Below are 1,645 nucleotides of genomic sequence, written 5' to 3'. Positions count from 1 at the left end.
GGAAAAGTACCCATGACGGCGCTGTGCGCCGGCACCGTGGCGGGATGAGAATCCGGGGCGCGTAACGGCTTCTGGCCGGTGGGTGGTTGGCTTCTGTGCGCGGGTTGAGTGCTCTGTGGCGCCGTTCGCATGCTGGTGGGGTGCGGTCCGGGCAGACGTCGGTGACGCTTGGTATCCACGAGTCCGGGGAAAAGTATGACGCTGGGGCTTGAGGGATTGTTGACTGCTGCTGCGAGCGCGAATCTCAGACTCTTTGGATCAGTAGGCCCCTTCCGGGCGGCACGTTGATGGGTGCTGTCACGGAGGAGGCCGGGCATGCAGGTGATCTTCGAGCGGTGTGCCGGACTGGACGTGCACCGGGACACGGCGGTGGCGACGGTGCGCTCGCCGGGTCAGCGCAGAGGTTCACGGGCAACGGAGACCCGGACCTTCAAGACCACCGTGCGCGCGCTGGCCGACCTGGGCGACTGGCTGGTCTGCGAGGGGGTGGAGCTGGTCGGCATGGAAGCGACGGGGGTGTACTGGAAGCCCGTCTTCGCCGCGCTGGAGGGGCGGTTCACCTGCTGGCTGGTGAACGCGGCACATCTGCGGAACGTGCCCGGCCGCAAGACCGATGTCGCTGATTCGGTGTGGATCGCCCGGATCCTGGAGTGCGGTCTGGTGCGGCCGTCGTTCGTGCCGGTGCAGGAGTTTCGTGAGCTGCGGGATCTGACGCGGGCGCGTACGGCGGTGTCCCAGGAGCGGGTGCGGGTGATCCAGCGGCTGGAGAAGGTACTGCAGGACGCCGGTATCAAGCTGACCTCGGTGGCCTCGCAGGTGTGGTCGAAGACGGCGCGGGCTGTGCTGGAGGCGCTGCTGGACGGGGTGACCTCGCCAGTGGAGCTGGCCGCGCTGGCCAAGGGACGGCTCCGCTCGAAGCGGGAGGCTCTGGAGGAGGCTCTCGAGCACCGCTTCCGTATCGAGCACCACGGTGTCATCGTGCGCGGTCTGCTGGCGCATATCGACGGACTGGAGCAGCGGCTCGACGCCTACGATGCGGAGATCGCGATCCGGCTTGCCCCGCACCAGGAGGTCCTGGAGCTGATCCAGACCATCCCCGGGGTCGGGGCGAAGGTCGCCCAGGTGCTGATCGCCGAGATCGGTCTGGACATGTCGGGGTTCCCGTCCTCGGCTCATCTTGCCTCCTGGGCGGGGGTGTGTCCGGGCAATCATGCTTCGGGCGGCAAGCGCAGGGGCGGACGCAGCCGGCCCGGTCCGAAGTGGCTGAAGGCCGCGCTGACCGAAGCGGCCTGGGGCGCGGTCAAGGCCAAGGGCACCTACCTGCACGCGCATCACATGCAGATCAAAGGCCGGGCGGGCGGCTTCAAGGCTCTCGGTGCGACCCGCCACGACATCGTCGTGGCCTACTGGCACATCGTCCACGACCAGGTGCCCTACCGGGAGTTGGGCCCCGACTGGGCAGCGAGGCGATTCAGCCCCGAGCAACGCGCCAGGCGGCTGACCGCCCAGCTCGAAGCCCTCGGTTTCGACGTCACCATCGGACCCGCAGGAACCGGACCCGCCTGAACCGGGCTCGGCAGGAGTGCGGCCTCGCCGCGAGGCCGCACTCAAAGATGCCCGCGGGACCCCGGATTCACATCTCAGC

General features: G+C 68.4%; 1 protein-coding gene. It reads left to right on the top strand.

Features of this window, described 5'->3' with window-relative positions; all coding sequences use genetic code 11:
• The first annotated feature begins 315 nt into the window (after window positions 1-315).
• Window positions 316-1,566 carry an IS110 family RNA-guided transposase gene (locus tag F7R91_RS41715; protein ID WP_150959085.1) on the top strand — a complete coding sequence of 417 codons (1,251 nt, stop codon included), beginning with the start codon at window positions 316-318 and terminating at the stop codon, window positions 1,564-1,566.
• The last annotated feature ends 79 nt before the right edge of the window (window positions 1,567-1,645 follow it).

Origin of the sequence: Streptomyces luteolifulvus (genome assembly GCF_008806595.1) — a bacterium.
Lineage (GTDB): Bacteria > Actinomycetota > Actinomycetes > Streptomycetales > Streptomycetaceae > Streptomyces > Streptomyces luteolifulvus.
This window is presented reverse-complemented; position numbering and strand designations above follow the sequence as displayed.